19 protein-coding genes, 1 pseudogene and 1 riboswitch are annotated in these 16127 nt (G+C 51.8%); of the genes and pseudogenes, 5 read left to right on the plus strand and 15 right to left on the minus strand.

Annotated elements, in window-relative coordinates; all coding sequences use genetic code 11:
- Window positions 1–6: 6 nt before the first annotated feature.
- Window positions 7–474 carry a nucleotidyltransferase gene (locus ACAM29_RS16380; RefSeq protein ID WP_369624749.1) on the minus strand — a complete coding sequence of 156 codons (468 nt, stop codon included), beginning with the start codon at window positions 472–474 and terminating at the stop codon, window positions 7–9.
- A gap of 29 nt (window positions 475–503) precedes the next feature.
- Window positions 504–1004 (minus strand): GNAT family N-acetyltransferase, encoded by a 501-nt coding sequence (locus ACAM29_RS16385; RefSeq protein WP_369624750.1) that lies wholly within the window; start codon window positions 1002–1004, stop codon window positions 504–506.
- 373 nt (window positions 1005–1377) lie between these two features.
- A riboswitch (FMN riboswitch) is annotated at window positions 1378–1537 on the plus strand.
- A 104-nt stretch (window positions 1538–1641) separates the two neighbouring features.
- Here ACAM29_RS16385 and ribB point away from each other — a divergent pair.
- Window positions 1642–2298: a 3,4-dihydroxy-2-butanone-4-phosphate synthase gene (gene ribB / locus ACAM29_RS16390; protein WP_369624751.1), complete on the plus strand. Its 657-nt coding sequence runs from the start codon at window positions 1642–1644 to the stop codon at window positions 2296–2298.
- A 397-nt stretch (window positions 2299–2695) separates the two neighbouring features.
- Here ribB and ACAM29_RS16395 read toward each other — a convergent pair whose 3' ends face one another.
- The 3 genes from ACAM29_RS16395 to ACAM29_RS16405 all read right to left on the minus strand — a co-directional run bounded on the left by ACAM29_RS16395 (window position 2696) and on the right by ACAM29_RS16405 (window position 4106).
- Entirely contained in the window at window positions 2696–3133 is a 438-nt protein-coding gene (locus ACAM29_RS16395; protein ID WP_369624752.1) for a hypothetical protein, read from the minus strand.
- Between the two features lie 80 nt (window positions 3134–3213).
- Window positions 3214–3624, minus strand: coding sequence for a hypothetical protein (locus ACAM29_RS16400; RefSeq protein WP_369625151.1), 411 nt, complete (start codon window positions 3622–3624; stop codon window positions 3214–3216).
- Window positions 3625–3647: 23 nt separating this feature from the next.
- Window positions 3648–4106 (minus strand): helix-turn-helix domain-containing protein, encoded by a 459-nt coding sequence (locus tag ACAM29_RS16405; RefSeq protein ID WP_369624753.1) that lies wholly within the window; start codon window positions 4104–4106, stop codon window positions 3648–3650.
- A gap of 77 nt (window positions 4107–4183) precedes the next feature.
- Here ACAM29_RS16405 and ACAM29_RS16410 point away from each other — a divergent pair, with 77 nt between their 5' ends.
- Window positions 4184–4678, plus strand: coding sequence for a DUF2938 domain-containing protein (locus ACAM29_RS16410; protein WP_369624754.1), 495 nt, complete (start codon window positions 4184–4186; stop codon window positions 4676–4678).
- Window positions 4679–4782: 104 nt separating this feature from the next.
- Here the strand turns inward: ACAM29_RS16410 and ACAM29_RS16415 are convergent, their stop codons facing one another.
- On the minus strand, window positions 4783–5142 hold the full coding sequence (locus ACAM29_RS16415; protein ID WP_369624755.1) for a hypothetical protein: 360 nt from the start codon (window positions 5140–5142) through the stop codon (window positions 4783–4785).
- Between the two features lie 99 nt (window positions 5143–5241).
- On the minus strand, window positions 5242–5775 hold the full coding sequence (locus ACAM29_RS16420; RefSeq protein ID WP_369624756.1) for a hypothetical protein: 534 nt from the start codon (window positions 5773–5775) through the stop codon (window positions 5242–5244).
- 280 nt (window positions 5776–6055) lie between these two features.
- Between ACAM29_RS16420 and ACAM29_RS16425 the strand changes: the two genes are divergently transcribed.
- Window positions 6056–6373 (plus strand): transposase, encoded by a 318-nt coding sequence (locus tag ACAM29_RS16425; RefSeq protein ID WP_369624757.1) that lies wholly within the window; start codon window positions 6056–6058, stop codon window positions 6371–6373.
- 13 nt (window positions 6374–6386) lie between these two features.
- Here ACAM29_RS16425 and ACAM29_RS16430 read toward each other — a convergent pair.
- Window positions 6387–7594, minus strand: a protein-coding gene (locus ACAM29_RS16430; RefSeq protein ID WP_369624422.1) for an IS3-like element ISMaq2 family transposase whose coding sequence is annotated in 2 segments (ribosomal slippage) — window positions 6387–7267 and window positions 7267–7594 — 1209 coding nt in all. Because the reading frame shifts where the segments join, the coding sequence is not laid out codon by codon here.
- Between the two features lie 213 nt (window positions 7595–7807).
- Here ACAM29_RS16430 and ACAM29_RS16435 point away from each other — a divergent pair.
- Both ACAM29_RS16435 and ACAM29_RS16440 read left to right on the plus strand, forming a co-directional pair.
- Window positions 7808–8335: a transposase gene (locus tag ACAM29_RS16435; protein ID WP_369624758.1), complete on the plus strand. Its 528-nt coding sequence runs from the start codon at window positions 7808–7810 to the stop codon at window positions 8333–8335.
- 136 nt (window positions 8336–8471) lie between these two features.
- A pseudogene (locus tag ACAM29_RS16440) lies at window positions 8472–9451 on the plus strand (IS5 family transposase).
- Between the two features lie 73 nt (window positions 9452–9524).
- Here ACAM29_RS16440 and ACAM29_RS16445 read toward each other — a convergent pair.
- The 7 genes from ACAM29_RS16445 to ACAM29_RS16475 all read right to left on the minus strand — a co-directional run bounded on the left by ACAM29_RS16445 (window position 9525) and on the right by ACAM29_RS16475 (window position 16090).
- On the minus strand, window positions 9525–10565 hold the full coding sequence (locus ACAM29_RS16445) for an ATP-binding protein (protein ID WP_369624759.1): 1041 nt from the start codon (window positions 10563–10565) through the stop codon (window positions 9525–9527).
- A 134-nt stretch (window positions 10566–10699) separates the two neighbouring features.
- Window positions 10700–11032 carry a multidrug efflux SMR transporter gene (locus ACAM29_RS16450; RefSeq protein ID WP_369624760.1) on the minus strand — a complete coding sequence of 111 codons (333 nt, stop codon included), beginning with the start codon at window positions 11030–11032 and terminating at the stop codon, window positions 10700–10702.
- Between the two features lie 544 nt (window positions 11033–11576).
- A complete protein-coding gene (locus ACAM29_RS16455; RefSeq protein WP_091827159.1) occupies window positions 11577–11933 on the minus strand; it encodes a cupin domain-containing protein in 357 nt (118 codons plus the stop codon).
- A gap of 48 nt (window positions 11934–11981) precedes the next feature.
- A complete protein-coding gene (locus ACAM29_RS16460; RefSeq protein ID WP_369624761.1) occupies window positions 11982–13355 on the minus strand; it encodes an NAD(P)-binding domain-containing protein in 1374 nt (457 codons plus the stop codon).
- Window positions 13356–13476: 121 nt separating this feature from the next.
- Window positions 13477–14265 carry a PAS domain-containing protein gene (locus tag ACAM29_RS16465; protein WP_369624762.1) on the minus strand — a complete coding sequence of 263 codons (789 nt, stop codon included), beginning with the start codon at window positions 14263–14265 and terminating at the stop codon, window positions 13477–13479.
- Window positions 14259–14957, minus strand: coding sequence for a response regulator (locus ACAM29_RS16470; RefSeq protein WP_369624763.1), 699 nt, complete (start codon window positions 14955–14957; stop codon window positions 14259–14261). Before ACAM29_RS16470 ends, ACAM29_RS16465 begins: the two co-directional genes overlap by 7 nt.
- Window positions 14954–16090: a sensor histidine kinase gene (locus ACAM29_RS16475; protein ID WP_091827162.1), complete on the minus strand. Its 1137-nt coding sequence runs from the start codon at window positions 16088–16090 to the stop codon at window positions 14954–14956. Before ACAM29_RS16475 ends, ACAM29_RS16470 begins: the two co-directional genes overlap by 4 nt.
- Between the last annotated feature and the right edge of the window lie 37 nt (window positions 16091–16127).

The raw sequence follows: 16127 nt of genomic DNA on the forward strand, positions 1-16127 counted from the left end.
GCTTGCTTATGCGCTCTCTCGGATGGCACGAATATCCTCGATATCCACCGACCGTGAGAGTGCAGATTTATACCGGACCAGATCTTCTTTCAGCATAAGGGGAAGCTCTAAGCCCAGCAAATTGACTGTTTTATAGCGAGAGAAATCTATATTGAGCGGAACCCACGTCTCGCTGCCCGCATCAAATATTTGCGGACCGTCAGCGCTACCTACCTCCACTTTAATGCCTTCATACTTGAACTGGACGTAGGTTAGGTCCCAGCCTTCCTCCTGACGGTGAGCGGCTGCCTTGGATACAAATTCCTGACCATCCTGAACCACTGACGAGAAGTGTTTGCCAGGGACGAAAAGGTCGAGGTCATTCAGGTCACGCTCAGAGCCATATCCCTTAGCAGCGAGTCCCCCACAGATCAGAAATGGGATATTCCTATCTTTCAGTAGCCCCACAATCCATTGGGCTGCTAAATGATGCATGCCTCCTCCTTTTGCGCATAATGCTGTATTCAGCGGTTTGTCCGCTGCAATTCTTGGTTATACTGCTCTAAGTCCAAACCTAAAAAGTGTGTTCCTGGAACTGGATTTTTCGTTACGGGTGGATGCTCAACAAATCCATACGACCTGTATAATTTCAAGGCAGTTTTAAACTCTGGAAGGACATCTAAACATATTTTACTGTAGCCACTGATAACAGCCTCTTGCAAAACTCTATCAACTAGCAGCTTACCTATATTGTGGCCACGAACACATGGTTGGATATAAACTCGCTTCATTTCACAGACAGACTCATCCAATCTCCGAAATGCAGCACATCCAACAGGTTTGCTGTCTTTCTTCACCAAAAATATCTTTGATTCTTCAGAGCTGTACTTTTCAGGCAAACGGTTAAATTCCTGATCATTACCTTGGAAAGAAAGATCTACCGAGGTGCTGTTAACATACTCATAATACAGATCAAGAACATCTCTTAAATCATTAGGAAAAACAGCTCTTACTACCTCAAACAACTTCACTCTCCTTGCGATATAACGCTGAGCACAGCGGCAGCCATCGGCCGCGTACTGCTGCGACTTGTATGGAAATCAAGTTCCATACTAGGTTCGACAAATAGAGGAAAAGAACGGGGAACCAAATCACCGGTCTTTCCCTGTTTCAAGCCGCCCCACGCCGGCCAGTTTGTGATCGCTAAGCCTGATACACCAACTAAGGGCACCAGAGTTGATGTGACCAATCAGGGGAGCTGTTGGACCGGATTCGAGGTACTCGACAGCGACCTCACCAGATTCGACTTCATCTCTGTATCATAAAGAATTAACATGATCGTTGCTTGTTTAGTTACAGCGCCCAGTCGGCAATTTTTGCCGCTTAAAAATTTGTGATTAAAATTCTCAGGGCGGGGTGCAATTCCCCACCGGTGGTAGACATGGCACTGCCTATAGGCAGTCACCAAGTAAGCCCACGAGCGCTCGATTCGTCGAGGTCAGCAGATCTGGTCCAATGCCAGAGCCGACGGTAATAGTCCGGATGAGAGAGAATGAACACATCAAATATGAAGTGTGGGCGGTCACGTCTGCCCGATTCTTGGTGTCGCTTTGAATTCCTCAAAAACAGCCCTGATTCTGGTTAAACTTTAGGAGCTATACCATGAATCAGTTTTCTCTACTTGCCGAGTTTGGTGATCCTATTCTGCGTGTTGAACGTGCCCTTGAAGCCCTTCGACAAGGTCAAGGCGTACTGCTTTTAGACGATGAAGACCGTGAGAATGAAGGGGATATTATTTATGCAGCAGAGAGCCTAACCGCTTCTCAGATGGCGCTGATGATCCGTGAATGCAGTGGAATTGTCTGCCTATGCTTAACCGATGCCCAAGCCGATCAGCTAGAGCTGCCTCCGATGGTAACTGTCAACAATAGCCAAAATCAGACCGCTTTTACCGTTTCAATTGAAGCACGAGAAGGAGTAACCACAGGTGTCTCCGCTCAAGATCGGGTGACCACCATTCAAACCGCAATTTACGCCGACGCCAAACCCAGTGACCTTGCTCGTCCCGGGCATATATTTCCACTCCGGGCGCGTCCCGGTGGCGTTTTAGCCCGCCGCGGCCATACCGAAGGCACAATAGACCTGATGCAGATGGCGGGGTTAGTGCCCGCAGGGGTTCTCTGTGAACTTACCAACCCCGATGGAAGCATGGCCAAAACCCCTGAGATCGTTGCTTTTGCCCACCTTCACCAGATGCCTGTGCTTACCATCGAAGATATTGCACAGTATCACCAACAGTACCAGCAGAAGCGGGCCTAACACGTATCTAAACGACAGAGAACAGAGGGACGCCAAAGTGTTTCCTCTGTCTGTTCAATTAACTCGGCGGCAGTTTCTGTCGGAGAAGTCCCAGCTATGACGGGGCTCCTAGCCAAGATTGGCAGACCTAAATTGCCGCCGGGTTAATATGATCAAGCAGACGCAGCCGCTGAATCAGAACCGAAGCTTTCAAGGTCGGAACCTCCCAAAGCCCTCGATTACTTCACAAGGCGTAGACCGCACCGAGAACGCTGGCACGATTTCGCAGCTGCCGCATCATTCAGCTATGGTAACCATAAAACCACAAACTGGCCGATTTACATAACGCGAAGCTGAGCGGCGCCCTGACAAGTGCGTCCGGTGGAGGCCGCAGGCCGGAACAAACTCAAGCGCCTTGTTATGCACTCTCAAACTTGGGACTCCGTTTTTGATATACCTTCAGTCCGATTAACACACTGGGCACAAAAGATAGTACTGCAAAGATGAGGACCCAGCCCGGAAGACCCGACAAGAAAAGCATGCAAATGATGATGTAGGGAATGAATCCGACACCTGCGACGATTTTAGCGTTCATTGACGAAGTATCTTCTGTAGTTCTCGCCGCAGTGTATCCAGCAATAAGCGCCAGAAGGGGCAACGCGAATACACTCGCGAATTGATAAACTAAGGATGATGGAATGAGGGACAGCAAATAAAGCACGGAGGCAACCCCCGCGGTTGAAACGAAAAAGCCAGCTCCGCAAGCAGCGGGACTTTGGGGCGGATTGGGCTTCATCACTGCTTTATACAAGCCCACCAAAACTGTGCCAGAAGCGGCAACGATAATCACGTTCATTCGATTAGTTACTCCCTTAACTTAAAGATGCATAATGCTGAGCACAGCGGCGACCATCGGCCGCGTACTGCTGTGCCTTGTTAATTGGATACCTCAATGTACCACTTGGGCTTAATGCGCCCGAAATCCCGGCGGACGTTTGATTTCAAAGCCTTTTTGGAATCCAGCACCTTTGCCTCGCCGCCCTCTCGGATAAACACCACCCAATGCCAGAATGGCTTACTCCGTTCCGTGTGCCATTTGATAGCCATGAGAGCCTTGTTTGGGAGGCGCTCCCAAGACTCGAAGGGAGCTTCTTTGGGCGATACCGAGATACCGAATTCCCGCAGAAGCTTTCGGACGTGCTCAGTTTCTGACCATAGCGCTGTATCTGCGGCATAAATACCCAGAGCGTTGGCCTTCCGCTTGGCCTCAGCATAGCTGACACCCGCGAGAGCAGCGCTTGCTGCAATGCCACAACCCGTTGTTTCTTCCTGGATGACTGGTTCCATGTCTCTACCAATCAACGCCGCGTTCACCGGTTTGTCCGGTGCAACGCTTGGTTAGAGCGCTGTTTCTGGGGAGCCACCTTCAGGCCTTCGCTACTAATAGCGCCAGAAGCTGCCAACCCAAGCAGGCGTCGAAACTTTGGGCATTCCATGTGGCTTGGGGCAGAACAAACGGCTGCATGCCGGAGACCGTCTCGCATCGCTGACAGCGTTTTAATGGTTTGATCAAGTTCATCTGCCTTATTTACCAGTAAATCTCTGTCAATATTAGGATTTCCTTTAGACCCTATCATGTGGGCAATCTCATCTAGAGAAAAGCCTGCTGCACGCCCCAGTGCAATCAGCGCTAGCCGCTCCAATATATTGTCACTAAAAACCCTGCGTAACCCTTGCCTGCCGACAGAGCTGATTAACCCTTTTTCCTCATAGAAGCGCAACGTTGAGGCTGGAACCCCCGAATGTTTGGCTACTGCAGCGATGTCCATAACCCCCTTGACCTCAAGTCGACTTTAAGTTGCACACTATCATTCTTTGGCAATCAAGACGAGCGAAGGAGAGTGTTATGAATGACATACTACTCATATTAACCATCGGCATTGGAGCAACTGCAGTGATGGATGTATGGAGCATCTTGCGCAAGCCAATGCTCGGCGTCCCTCTCCCAAACTACGGGATGGTGGGACGCTGGATAGCCCACATGACACACGGCCAGTTTCGTCATGACGACATTGCTGTATCTAGCCCTATGCGAGGAGAGAGCATCATAGGATGGACAGCTCACTACCTGATAGGCATCGCATTCGCTGCCTTACTAATCGCCATCTGGGGAGCATCATGGATGCAGAGCCCGACTATTGGCCCCGCACTCACAGTTGGCATAGGTACGGTTGCAGCCCCCTTTCTGTTAATGCAGCCGGGCATGGGGGCTGGAGTGGCAGCCTCCAGGACAAAGCAACCGGGCACCGCACGCCTGCAGAGCCTCATAACCCATACGGTCTTTGGGCTCGGCTTATATGCATCAGGGTGGGCAATACAACTGATTTACCCAATATCATGATCGCTGCAACGTCAGGTAGGAGGCGCCTCTAACGCTCAATTAAGGGGCCGAAAAAGCGTAGCTTTTGAGGTCCCAGCCTGCTCGCGGGTGGCTTGAGTTTTTTGTTATGCATTTAGTGTCTCTCCGTAGCTTGATATTTGCTCCAAATATATTGAACCACTATCGTTTAAAATTAGTTCAACCAGAACCCCTACGGACGTACGCAACGGTAAATTACACTCGATCAGTGACCCGAGACCAGTTTCATTTGGTTCAAAATGACTAACAGTAATTTTTGGTTTGGAGCGTGCCATATTGCCGGAGCATTCAGTGATGGCGATATCGAGGTCTTCCTCTATAGCCTCTGCGGCAGAACGGTCCGCCCTGAGAGCGTAACCGTACATAGAGCCGATCTTTTCAAATCTTCTGCTTTTGAGAAGATCAACAACTTCATTGCCAATTATTTCCAACTCTTCGTCAGTCATAGAAACCTTATGCATAACGCCGCGTTAAAGGGCCGAAAAGAGCGTAGCTTTTGAGGTCCCAGCGATCAAAGCGAACGATTTTCAACGCTTTGTTATACCTTACTCGGTAACATTAATTGATTTACTCAAGTAAGCAGTAGTGTCTGAAACATAATCCTTAACTGTAACGTTAAAGGTGTAGGTACCTACTTGCTCATTTGGTTCGACTATCAATTTTACATAGTCAACACTGAGGCCAATTGATTCTCCTTCCGGAGATTTTTTGTTGTACCACACCTCGCTTTCAGGTATGTTGCTATATACCTTTCCGTCAGGTTGATAAATAGTTAATTTTTGAGTTAACCGGCAATAACCTTGCTCCGTAGTTGTACAAGCCTTAAATATTATAAAGACTGAAATCATCTGTCCCTTTTTAATATCCTTTTTTGTTGGAAAATAAACTCCTTTAGAGGGTGTATTCCAATTCCTTAATGCCAACTCTGAGTCACTGGTAAGAACTAACTCAACACAAAAATCTGGAGTGCACTTTCTAAACTCGGTTTCAGGCAAAGGCTTTTGATCAGGCCCAATAAATGAGGCAAGTGAAATACTAGGGTAAAACAATAGTATTATTGAAAGAACACCTGTTTTCATTTCACCTCCTTGAGGTATAAACGCTTCGAGCGGCGCTGCGAAGCATCCGCTGAATCGATTTGTATGGATAATTCCGTGTGTTTTCCGGGTAAATTGGGACCCACCCTCAACGGCCATTGAGGGCCTTCATGCAGCAGCTCGGTGTAGCGCCGGCTCCTCTTTCGAGAGACCGATAACAAGTGTGTAGCGCTGCATGACTCGTTAGCGATAACTCGAACAGTCATCGGCACCCAAAGGGCATCACAGGCCCCGAGCCCGCATAGCAAGGCAGAGTTAGCTTATGACCATACACACAGAAAGCCAAATTGAAATCAACGTCGGCGTTGATGTCGGCAAATCCAAACTCGATATCGTCCTGCATCCGCTGGACCTCCATTTCCAAATTCCAAACGACGAGGAAAACATTCTCAAGGTCATTCACGTACTGAAAAAGCGCAATATCAAACGCATTGTGGTCGAAGCCATCGGGCGCTATGAGCACGCCTTCGTGTTCGCCTGTGACCAGGCCAATCTTCCCATTGTTGTCGTCAACCCCATCAGTGTCAGACGCTACGCTCAGGTCATCGGTATACTTGCCAAATGTAGTTGCCCCCGCTAAACCGGACACCACCTCATTCGTTTGATGCCAGTTCCGCCCGGTACTCCCAGGGCGATTTCATTTTCAGCCCCTTATGTGGGTGGCTGCGATTATAGTCCTCGATCCATTCTGGCAACCTGGTCATAACAGTCGCAGCATCAGGAAGATCGTTCAGGTACACATAGTCCCGCTTGAATGTCTTTACGAAGGCCTCAGCCATGCCGTTGCTCTGAGGGCTTCTCACGGGCGTGGTACACACCACAAAGCCTAAAGAAGACGCGAAGGATCGTGTTTCCTTGGCAATGTAGCAGCTGCCATTATCCGTCAGCCATTCCAACGGATGAGGCACTCGCTCTGACTGGCCGAACCGGTATTCCAGGCTTTCCAGCAGTAAGTCCTGAACCATCTCACCGGTGATGCCACCCGTGGTCGCTACATAGCGCATCAGCTCGCGATCACAGCAGTCCAGGCTAAAGGCCACACGAACGACCTCCTTGTTCCAGCAGCGGATCTCAAAGCCATCCGAGCACCAGCGAAGGTCAGGCTTCAACGTAATGACCTGGCCGTTGTGGCAGCGCTCTTGAGGTCGCCCCGTATACCGGGGTAACAGCAACCCATCCTGCTTCATCAGTCGGTACACGCGCTTATGGTTCACTCGCTCATCGTTGGCTGCGAGCAATCGATTCAGTCGAGCCGTGATCCTTCGATAGCCATTGGCAGCACGAGCATCGCACAGCTCACGGATAAACGGCAAATGCCGGTCATCGTCCTGTTTGTTGTATCTCGGGCTTCGGCCTTTCTGGCGACCATGAAGACGATCCAGAAGATTGGAGCGCGATACCTTCAGCACTTCCGCAACCCGCTTCAGAGGGTATCGTCCGGTGGCAGCAACGGCATGCGCGAGATCAACTTTTTTGACTGGGCCACCTCCAGGGCTTCCCGGAGTATTTCAGCTTCCATCGTCTTGCGACCCAACATCCGCTCCAGCTCCCGAACCTTCTTGTTCAGAGCTTTCAACTCGGATGCACTGACAACCTCATCACCGGATTCAATCGCGGACATGCCACCGTCTTTCATCAGCTTCTTCCAACGGAATAACAGACTAGCTGATATACCATGACGCCGGGCCACAAGCGACACCGACATGCCTGGCTGCTCACACTCTGCAACCATGAATGCTTTCTCCTGCGCGGAATAGCGGCGACGGCGTTGCACTCCGGTTATGACTTCGATTCTCTCCACCTTGGACACTCCTTTGCACTAGGTCTATGCCTAGGCCTTTGCTTCTACAAAGGTGTCCGGTTTAAATGGGGGCTACTACACCAAAACAGATAAGGTCGATGCTAATCTCATCGCCATTATGCAGCAACTATCCAGCCTAAAATTAAACCTATCGCGGACAAACAATCTCGTTTGATCAAGGACTTACTTGTTCGGCGTACTCAGTTGCTCGAAATGCAGACCATGGAGAAAAATCGCCTCCAGGTCTTACCCAAAGCCCTGCACCCTTCTATCAAAACATTGCTGCGCTCGCTGGAAACGCAGATCAAGACTATCACCAAACAGATCGACGAAGCCGTTATGCAGGTCAAGCATTGGCGCACCCAAACCGAGATCCTGACCAGTGTGCCGGGCGTCGGTAAAGTGCTCGCCTACACTTTGCTCAGCGAACTGCCTGAACTCGGCAAGCTCAACCGCAAAGAGATCGCCGCCCTCGTCGGTGTGGCACCCATGAACCGAGAAAGCGGCTCCTGGAATGGCAAACGGCGCATCCGTGGAGGCCGGCACCGTATCCGTACGGTCATGTTCATGGCGATGCTGTCATCGATCCAATGCAACCCTGTGTTCAAACGCTTCTACGAGCACCTGAAAGCCCAGGGCAAACTGCCTAAAGTGGCCATCATTGCCTGCATGCGCAAGCTGATCGTGGTGCTCAACACCATGCTCAAGAATGAGACACGATGGGGCGAAAATATGGCTTAAATATTTAACTAGACACCACAGTCACTTGTTAGCGATGGAATAGCTTCGCGGTTTTGACATTGGATTCACCTAGGGAAGCTGCGAATAAGTCCGCCGCATGGGATAATGCCCGCTGCACACGATTGAGGACGCACCGATGGATCAGCAACTTACATTTGCCGACAGCGAGTTCAGCAACAAGCGCCGTCAGACCCGCAAGGAGAAGTTCCTGGGCCGAATGGACAAGCTGATTCCATGGGCGCGTCTCGAAGCCGTTATCGAGCCTCACTATCCCAAGGCTGGAAACGGCCGTCGACCGTACCCCTTGTCCACCATGTTGCGCATTCACTGCATGCAGCAGTGGTATACCCCGCCATGGAAGAGGCGCTGTATGAGATCGCGTCCATGCGGCTGTTTGCTCGATTGTCATTGGACAAGGCCATCCCCGATCACACCACTATCCTGAACTTCCGTCATCTTTTGGAGCGCCACGGTCTGGCTCGACAGATTTTTGAAGAGGTAAACCAATGGCTGTCTGAAGCCGGAGTTCTGCTGAAAGAGGGCTCACTGGTCGATGCCACCATCATCGAAGCTCCCAACTCCACCAAGAACAAAACGGGCGAACGCGATCCCGAGATGTACCAGACTAAAAAAGGGAATCAATGGCACTTCGGGATGAAGGCTCACATCGGGGTTGATGCCCGCACCGGCATCACGCACAGTTTCACGACAACTGCGGCAAACGAACACGACCTCAATCAGGCCGACCAGCTTCTGCACGGTGAAGAAACATTCATCTTTGCTGATGCGGGTTACCGGGGCGCCGAAAAGCGAGATGAGCTGAAAGATGTCAGCGCAGACTGGTACATCGCCGAACAGCCAGGGACGCTGAAGACACTCAAAAAACACCCTCGGATCAATAAGGTCAGAATCCGCACCGAGTATCTGAAAGCCAGTATCCGTGCGAAAGTTGAGCATCCGTTCCGGATCATCAAGTGCCAGTTTGGTTTTGTAAAAGCCCGCTACCGTGGCCTGAAGAAAAACGACTGCAAGTTGGCCATGCTGTTCGCGCTGGCCAATGTTATGCGAGTGGACCAGATGTTGAGAGCACAGGGGCAATCTGCCTGCACTGCCTGAAAAGGTGGTTGCAGCCGGTTAAAAAGGGTTAAAAGTGTTGAATTTCCGCCTCTGAGGCGGTAATAACGACATTTCAGAGCCTTGGATCGGACTTATTCGTAGCTTCCTTAATATCGGCCTTATGAGTATCAATAACATAGCGCTTCGCATTTTCTATCTCACTTTTCGAAAGTTCTAGATAGCATGCTTTAACAAAAGTAGATATCTCGTTTGTAATTAATGATAAAGCTGAAAAATCAGATTTAAATCCAGACCAATCCGCCTCAATGTAATCAAATAAATCATCAGATTGAGCTATCAGAGTATAACGCTTTGCAAAAGACCTTCTTCCATCTAATACCTGCTCTCCATTTATTGACCAAGATGGATTGCCTAAAAGCCGCCCTCCCAGCCAGAACGCAACACCATGCTGACCTGCTGTTCTTGATACTGTTGATGAGTCAACAAGCGTTAACTTTATCTTAATATTGCCTACCGGGTTTATTTCCGTTTCCTTAACTATACCCGGATGCTCCGATAGCGTTATTAACTTTCCATTGATATAAACCTTGAATTCAGGATTAAATAAAAAACGAGCTGATATAATTTCCTTTAACTCATCAATAGGCATCAGGTTTCGATTTGCTATGACTTTTATGCGTGTACCATGTCCAGTAGAAGGGTCTTTGTTGTGCTCTTTTACTTTAATTGGCTGCTTTCCAGAGGTAAGTTCTAGTTCGTATGAATTTTTGAAAGAGTCTCGCCATGTTTCGACTACATAGGTATCGTCAAAACACAACCCAGCGTGTCGTCCTACACCATTCCGGCCAAATGCGAGTCGTTTTTGAGATAATTTATTATCTTCTGGTATTTCTACAAAAGCCCCTTGATGCTTTCTTCTGTCATACCTTAGTTTCAACCATCTATTTTCAAACTGAGCTTCTGTTAGGCCAAGACCATCATCTTCTACAGTTATGATGCTTCCCTTTTCCTCAGGGAATATGATTTTAACTTCAGAAGCACCTGCATCATGAGCGTTAGCTATTAGCTCTGTAATTGCCACATCTGCTTTAGTAGCTATTGAACCAATCTCTCGTATAAGGAACCCATCCTCGTATGTGACTGAGTAATCCATAAACTTTCCTTATTTGATCTAAGCTAGAATTTTCGCATCGAGTTAACGCCCAGCTTTGGGGCGACCTTGTAGCCGCAAAGCGGCGGAAAGGCCGTCCCAGCCCCGAAGGGGCGACAACAGCCGTTTGTTAAATACTAATGCATGCTGACCTTGGAGAATACGTTAATAACTACTACTCCTGCAATAATTAGGAAAATGCCTATCAAGCTCGGAAAATCCAATTTTTGGCCAAGAAATGCCCAGCCTACTACAGAAATCAGTACAATTCCTAAACCACCCCATATGGCATAAGCAATACCAACAGGTATAGCTTTTAGTGAAAGAGAAAGAAAATAGAATGAAACTGCATATCCTAAAATTACTAGCAGGCTAGGCCAGAACTTTGTAAAGCCCTCACTAGCTTTCAAACTAGAGGTTGCCACTACTTCAGAAGAAATTGCAACACAAAGAAATAACCAATTTTTCATTTGAATCCTCCTAGCAATAAAGGATTATGCTACTACATAAATAATAAAATCTTCAGACTTGTTATGTATTATTATCTATGAGCAAAATCCGGAGAAATTTAACATTATAGTACTGCGCATGCGCATATTTGCTCTCAGCCGGAGACTGTAGAGCTGTTGTAACTATCTGAAGAGAAAGGATAAGTCGAGATACCACAGTCATTCTCTTCCGGTGAAAACGAGCATGCGCGTTTTGCAGCTATGCCGTGCGCAGTATCCTGCAACGGCCGATCCATAGTTTCCTGATACTGAACGATTTTCCCGCCTGTTGCCAGTCACAAATAAGCACAGTCACGTGACAAAACAAGCACCATCGGCTCAAGGCCTTCAATACACTGTATGTAACCACAGAAACTTAAGGCAGCTTGTCCACAGGTACCGTGGTACTCGGAATGACTGGCCAATTAGCCAAGCGGCACATAAGAGAGGAACAACGAAGTGTAAGGGTGCCCGGTAGAGGTGTGTGGTCCTGCTGCCGGGCGGTCGGGCTTTAACAGGTGAGCGCTTATTTCAGTTTGATCGCAAAGTGCTTGACGATCGGGGCGGTAATTTCCCAGGTACCAACAAAATCCTTTTCGATGACGAAGGCGTCGCCGGGGCCTACTTCCACGGGCTCGCCGCCTTCTGGCGTGATGATCGCCGAGCCTTCCATCAGGTGAATGAATTCCCAGCTTTCATATTTGGCATGCCAGGTGCCGGGGGTGGCTTCCCACCAGCCGCTGATCATGCTGCCGTCATCGGCGGTGTATTCGATCCAGGTGGTCATGCTGGGGTCGCCGGCCACGGCGGTCCAACCCGGCAAGGGGTCGGTGATCGACTTGGCCTGGCGGTTGGGCAAACGGGTAACGGGGGTGTTGCTCATGTCAGAGTCCTCTATACGGTGCCGGCCAGGCCAGCACCGGGTGGATAATCAGCTGGCCTTGCGCGAGGTTTCCTGCAACGGAGCGTCGGCCAGGTAGGCTTCCATCGAGTCGTCCAGTGCATCCAGCCACGGGGTATGGTGTGGGGGCGCCATGGTGCCGGTCATCAGCGAGCGATAGGAGTGGTCGCGGAAGGTCATGATGTTGTCCTTCTTGTGCTGCTTCCATTCGAGGAAGGTACGGTTGACGCCATCAATGTCGAACGTGGGGTAGTCGGTCTGTTCGATCAGGTGGAGGATGTAGGCACCCTGGTACTCGTACATCTCCTGAGCGGTTTCCAGTGCCAGTTCCCGCTCGCGCCACGCCAGACTGTCGGCAGTCATGTCCTCTTTGGCGGGCAAGGCGATGCGACCTAGAATAACGTCGCGCACGTACCAGGCCTGGGCGTCGAACATGTTGAACGAGTACCACTGGTCCTGCATGCCGATATAGAAGAACTGCGGGTTATCTTCCCAGACCACACCTTTGTACAGGTTCAGCGGCCAGAGGCGGTTGTCGGTTTTCAGGGCCAGTTCGTCATCGAGGAAGGGGAAGTGGTGCAGGTAACCGGTGCACAGGATGATGGCGTCGATCTTCTTGCTGCTGCCGTCCTGGAAGTACGCCGTGTCCACGTCAACGTGGGTCAGGTTTGGTTTCTCCTCCCAGTTGTCCGGCCACTTGAAGCCCATGGGTGCAGTGCGGTAGCAGCTGGTGATGGAGCGGGCACCGTACTTGTAGCACTGAGAGCCGATATCTTCAGCAGAGTAGCTGGCGCCGACGAGCAGAATGTCCTTGTCCTTGAATTCCAGCGCATCGCGGAAGTCATGGGCGTGCAGGATGCGGCCGCCGAAGGTTTTGAACCCGTCAAACTCAGGCACTTTCGGGGTGGAGAAGTGACCGCTGGCGCATACTACATGGTCAAATTCTTCGCTGTACGTGTTGCCGGTGCTGTGGTCCTGAACTTCCACGGTGAACATCTTGCTGTCGGCATCGAAGCTGATGTGACGAACCGGGGTGTTAAAGCGAATGTACTTGCGCACGCCGGCCTTGTCGACGCGGCCCTTGATGTAATCCCAGAGCACTTCGCGCGGCGGATAGGAGGCGATCTGACGTCCGAAATGCTCCTCGAAGGTGTAGTCGGCAAATTCCAGGCATTCCTTGGGACCGTTGGACCAGAGGTAACGGTACATGCTGCCGTGGACCGGCTCGCCGTTTTCGTCTAGGCCGGTACGCCAGGTGTAGTTCCACATGCCACCCCAGTCGGACTGCTTCTCGAAACAGACCAGTTCGGGTATGTCGGCACCCTTGGCTTCGGCTGACTGGAAGGCTCGCAGTTGGGCCAGACCGCTCGGGCCTGCGCCAATAATGGCTACGCGTTTCTTCATGGTTATCTCCACAGAATCCTGTTGTCGGGATCAGAGCGGCCACATCAGCGTGACCCTTGATAACCAAATTACCCGCGTGAACCGTTGGGAAAAATTCCCCGTTGAAGGTACCCCCGTCGGGTTAAATTCGGGGGTAGTCCAGTGGGGTGGCAAAGGCTACGACAATACCCTCAACCCCCAGTATTGAGCCGTTGTCGGCATACAGCCCACAGCCTTTCTCGCTGACCGGCACAAAATGCCCATCCGCATGCTGCAACCGATAGTGCAGCTCAAACTCGCTGCATCGGCTGAGGGCTTCCTGAACCTGCTCCCAGACAGGGCCGGAGTCATCCGGATGGATCAGGTCGCCGTAGTTGAGGCAAGACTGGTTGGTCAGTACCTCCGGGCTGTACCCCGTAAGTTCACGACAGCCTGCGCTGACATACTCCATGGTCCAGTGACGATTGTTGCGTCCTCGGTAGAGCATCGCGGGCAGGTGCTGCAGCAATTGATGCAGGCTGCGCCAGTGCGCCTCCCGCTGGCGTGACTCGTCCATGCGCTCGCTGATGTCCAGCAAGGTGATGGTGAGCGGCCAGCCCGTCTCCGGGTTCAGGGCCGAGAGTTTCAGCTCAAACCAGCGGCTCGTGCGCTGTTCGGTGGTCAGCAGTCGCAGGCAGACCGAACGCTCCAGCCGGATCAATGCTTGTTGCCACTGAGCACGGTCGCCCGGGTGCAGGTACTCGTGAAAGAGCATGCTGAGGTTGCCACGGCTCAGTTCCTTCCAGCATCGATTGGCCTGCAGAATGCGGCCATTGGCATCGATGACCAAAATGGCTGTTTCAAGGTTGTTCAATACGTACTCAGGCTCGTATCCGCTCGCCTGTGCAGATCGGCCCGAGGGGCGAATAAGATCCAGCATTTGGCTCAGCATAGGATGTTATCCGGCAGTGGATTAGTGTGCACCCATGCGGCAAGTTCGAGTCGGGAATGCAGGTGCAGCTTGCGCAGCAGACTTTTGACATACACCTTGACGGTGCTGTCACTAATGCCCATCTCGCGGGCGATCAACTTGTTGCTGAGGCCGCGTGATATCCAGACCAGTGTTTCACGCTCTCGCTCGGTCAGGGTTGCATACCAGTGCTCGTCCGCTGGGGAGGCGCTGGTTGGGAGCGAACGTCCGGTATCCTGCAGACTGTCCTGTCGACGCAAACCCTCGCGCAATAACAGCAGCATCTCGTCATCGAGCCCCAGCTGCCCGTTAAGGATCGACTCCAGCCGCTCCAGTATCAGGCCAGGCTCCGTATCCTTGAGCAGGTAGCCTTCGGCCCCCAGACGCAGGGCATCCATCAAATGTGTCGGGTCATCGGACGCGGTCAGCATCACAACCTTGACGCCGCTGTGGCGCTCCTTGATTGCCTGCAACAATTCAAGGCCGCTCTGGCCGGGCATGTGAAGATCCAGCAGCACCAGATCCGGTACGGAGTCGTTCACCGCCTCCAGCACTTGATCGGGGTGGCTGAATTGGGCCGTCACACGGAAGTGGCCGCTGTCCTGCAGCAGCTCGGCAACCCCCCGTCGAAACAGCGGGTGATCATCCACCAGCATTACGTTGACGTCTGTCATGGGCATAGTTCCTCGGCGATCAGTTCGATGCAGGTCCCGTTACCGGGGGTGGACTCAAGCCGGAACCGGGCGCCGATGCGACGCGCACGCTCCTCCATGATGCCCAGACCGAAACTGTCGGCGTTGCGTTGTGCCGGCAGTCCCTGACCATCGTCCTGAATATGAACATGGAATCCGTTCTTGCCATGCGGCAGCAGTTGAATCCTGACCTTCTGGGCGTGAGCGTGCCGGACCACATTGCTCAACGCCTCACGGATGATCAGCAGCAATTCCACGGCAACCGGTTCGGGCAAAGGGTATCCGGTGAGGCGGTTATCAAGCTCAAACAGCAGACTGGAGTTGCGCTCGAAATCGGTAACGGCACACAGAAGCTCCTGATGAAGGCTGTGCTGCAAGCGGATGCGGGCGCTGCTGATCAATTCGCGTGTTTGTCGGTAGGCCTGACGGGTCTGACACCGGATGTCGGACAGACGTTCCTGCAGCTGATCCGCTGACAGCTGAGTGGCCTGCTGTTCAAGACGGCCGGTTTGAAGGCATAGATAGCACAGCTGCTGGGCGACGGAGTCGTGCAAACTGGCGGCCAGGTTCTGTTGTACTTCCTGGCGCAGGGCGGTCAGTTGCCGTTCGTGTTCCAGTCTGATGTCGAGCCCGGCATGCACCGCCTGACCAAGATCACGCAGCAACTGTCGTCGGTCTTCGCCTGATGTGGCAAGAGAGAGGGGAGCCAACAGCCAAAGCTGCAGGCCGCCTTCGCTGTCGGGGATGCGCAGCCCCGTGATTTCGTGCCGGGCAAGGGTGTCTTCGGGCTGCAGCTGGAATCGGTTGCCACGAGTGGCGAGGTCCAGCTGATATTTCAGTCGGGCGGTTTCAAGCGGGGAAGGTTGAGGCCCGGTTCCATTGAGGGACCAGTGCACATCGGCAGTGACGCGCCACGCAAGCCACACGGGGCTTGAGCAGCCGGCGTCCAGCAGCACCTGACTCAGCAGGTCGGGCAAGGTGTCTTCCAGGTTCGGACAGCGAACAAGGGTCAGGCTTACCCGGTGCAACAGTTCGCGTTGTGGATAATACCGCGGCTGTTCAGCCTTTCCGCCTGCCTGAACGCGTCCGAACCAGCGTGAAAAACTGACCGTCACGCCATTCTCCTGTTCGAATTGGGTCTAAACGTGAGTG

This window comes from Marinobacterium sp. BA1, from assembly GCF_041155135.1.
Taxonomy (GTDB): domain Bacteria; phylum Pseudomonadota; class Gammaproteobacteria; order Pseudomonadales; family Balneatricaceae; genus Marinobacterium; species Marinobacterium iners.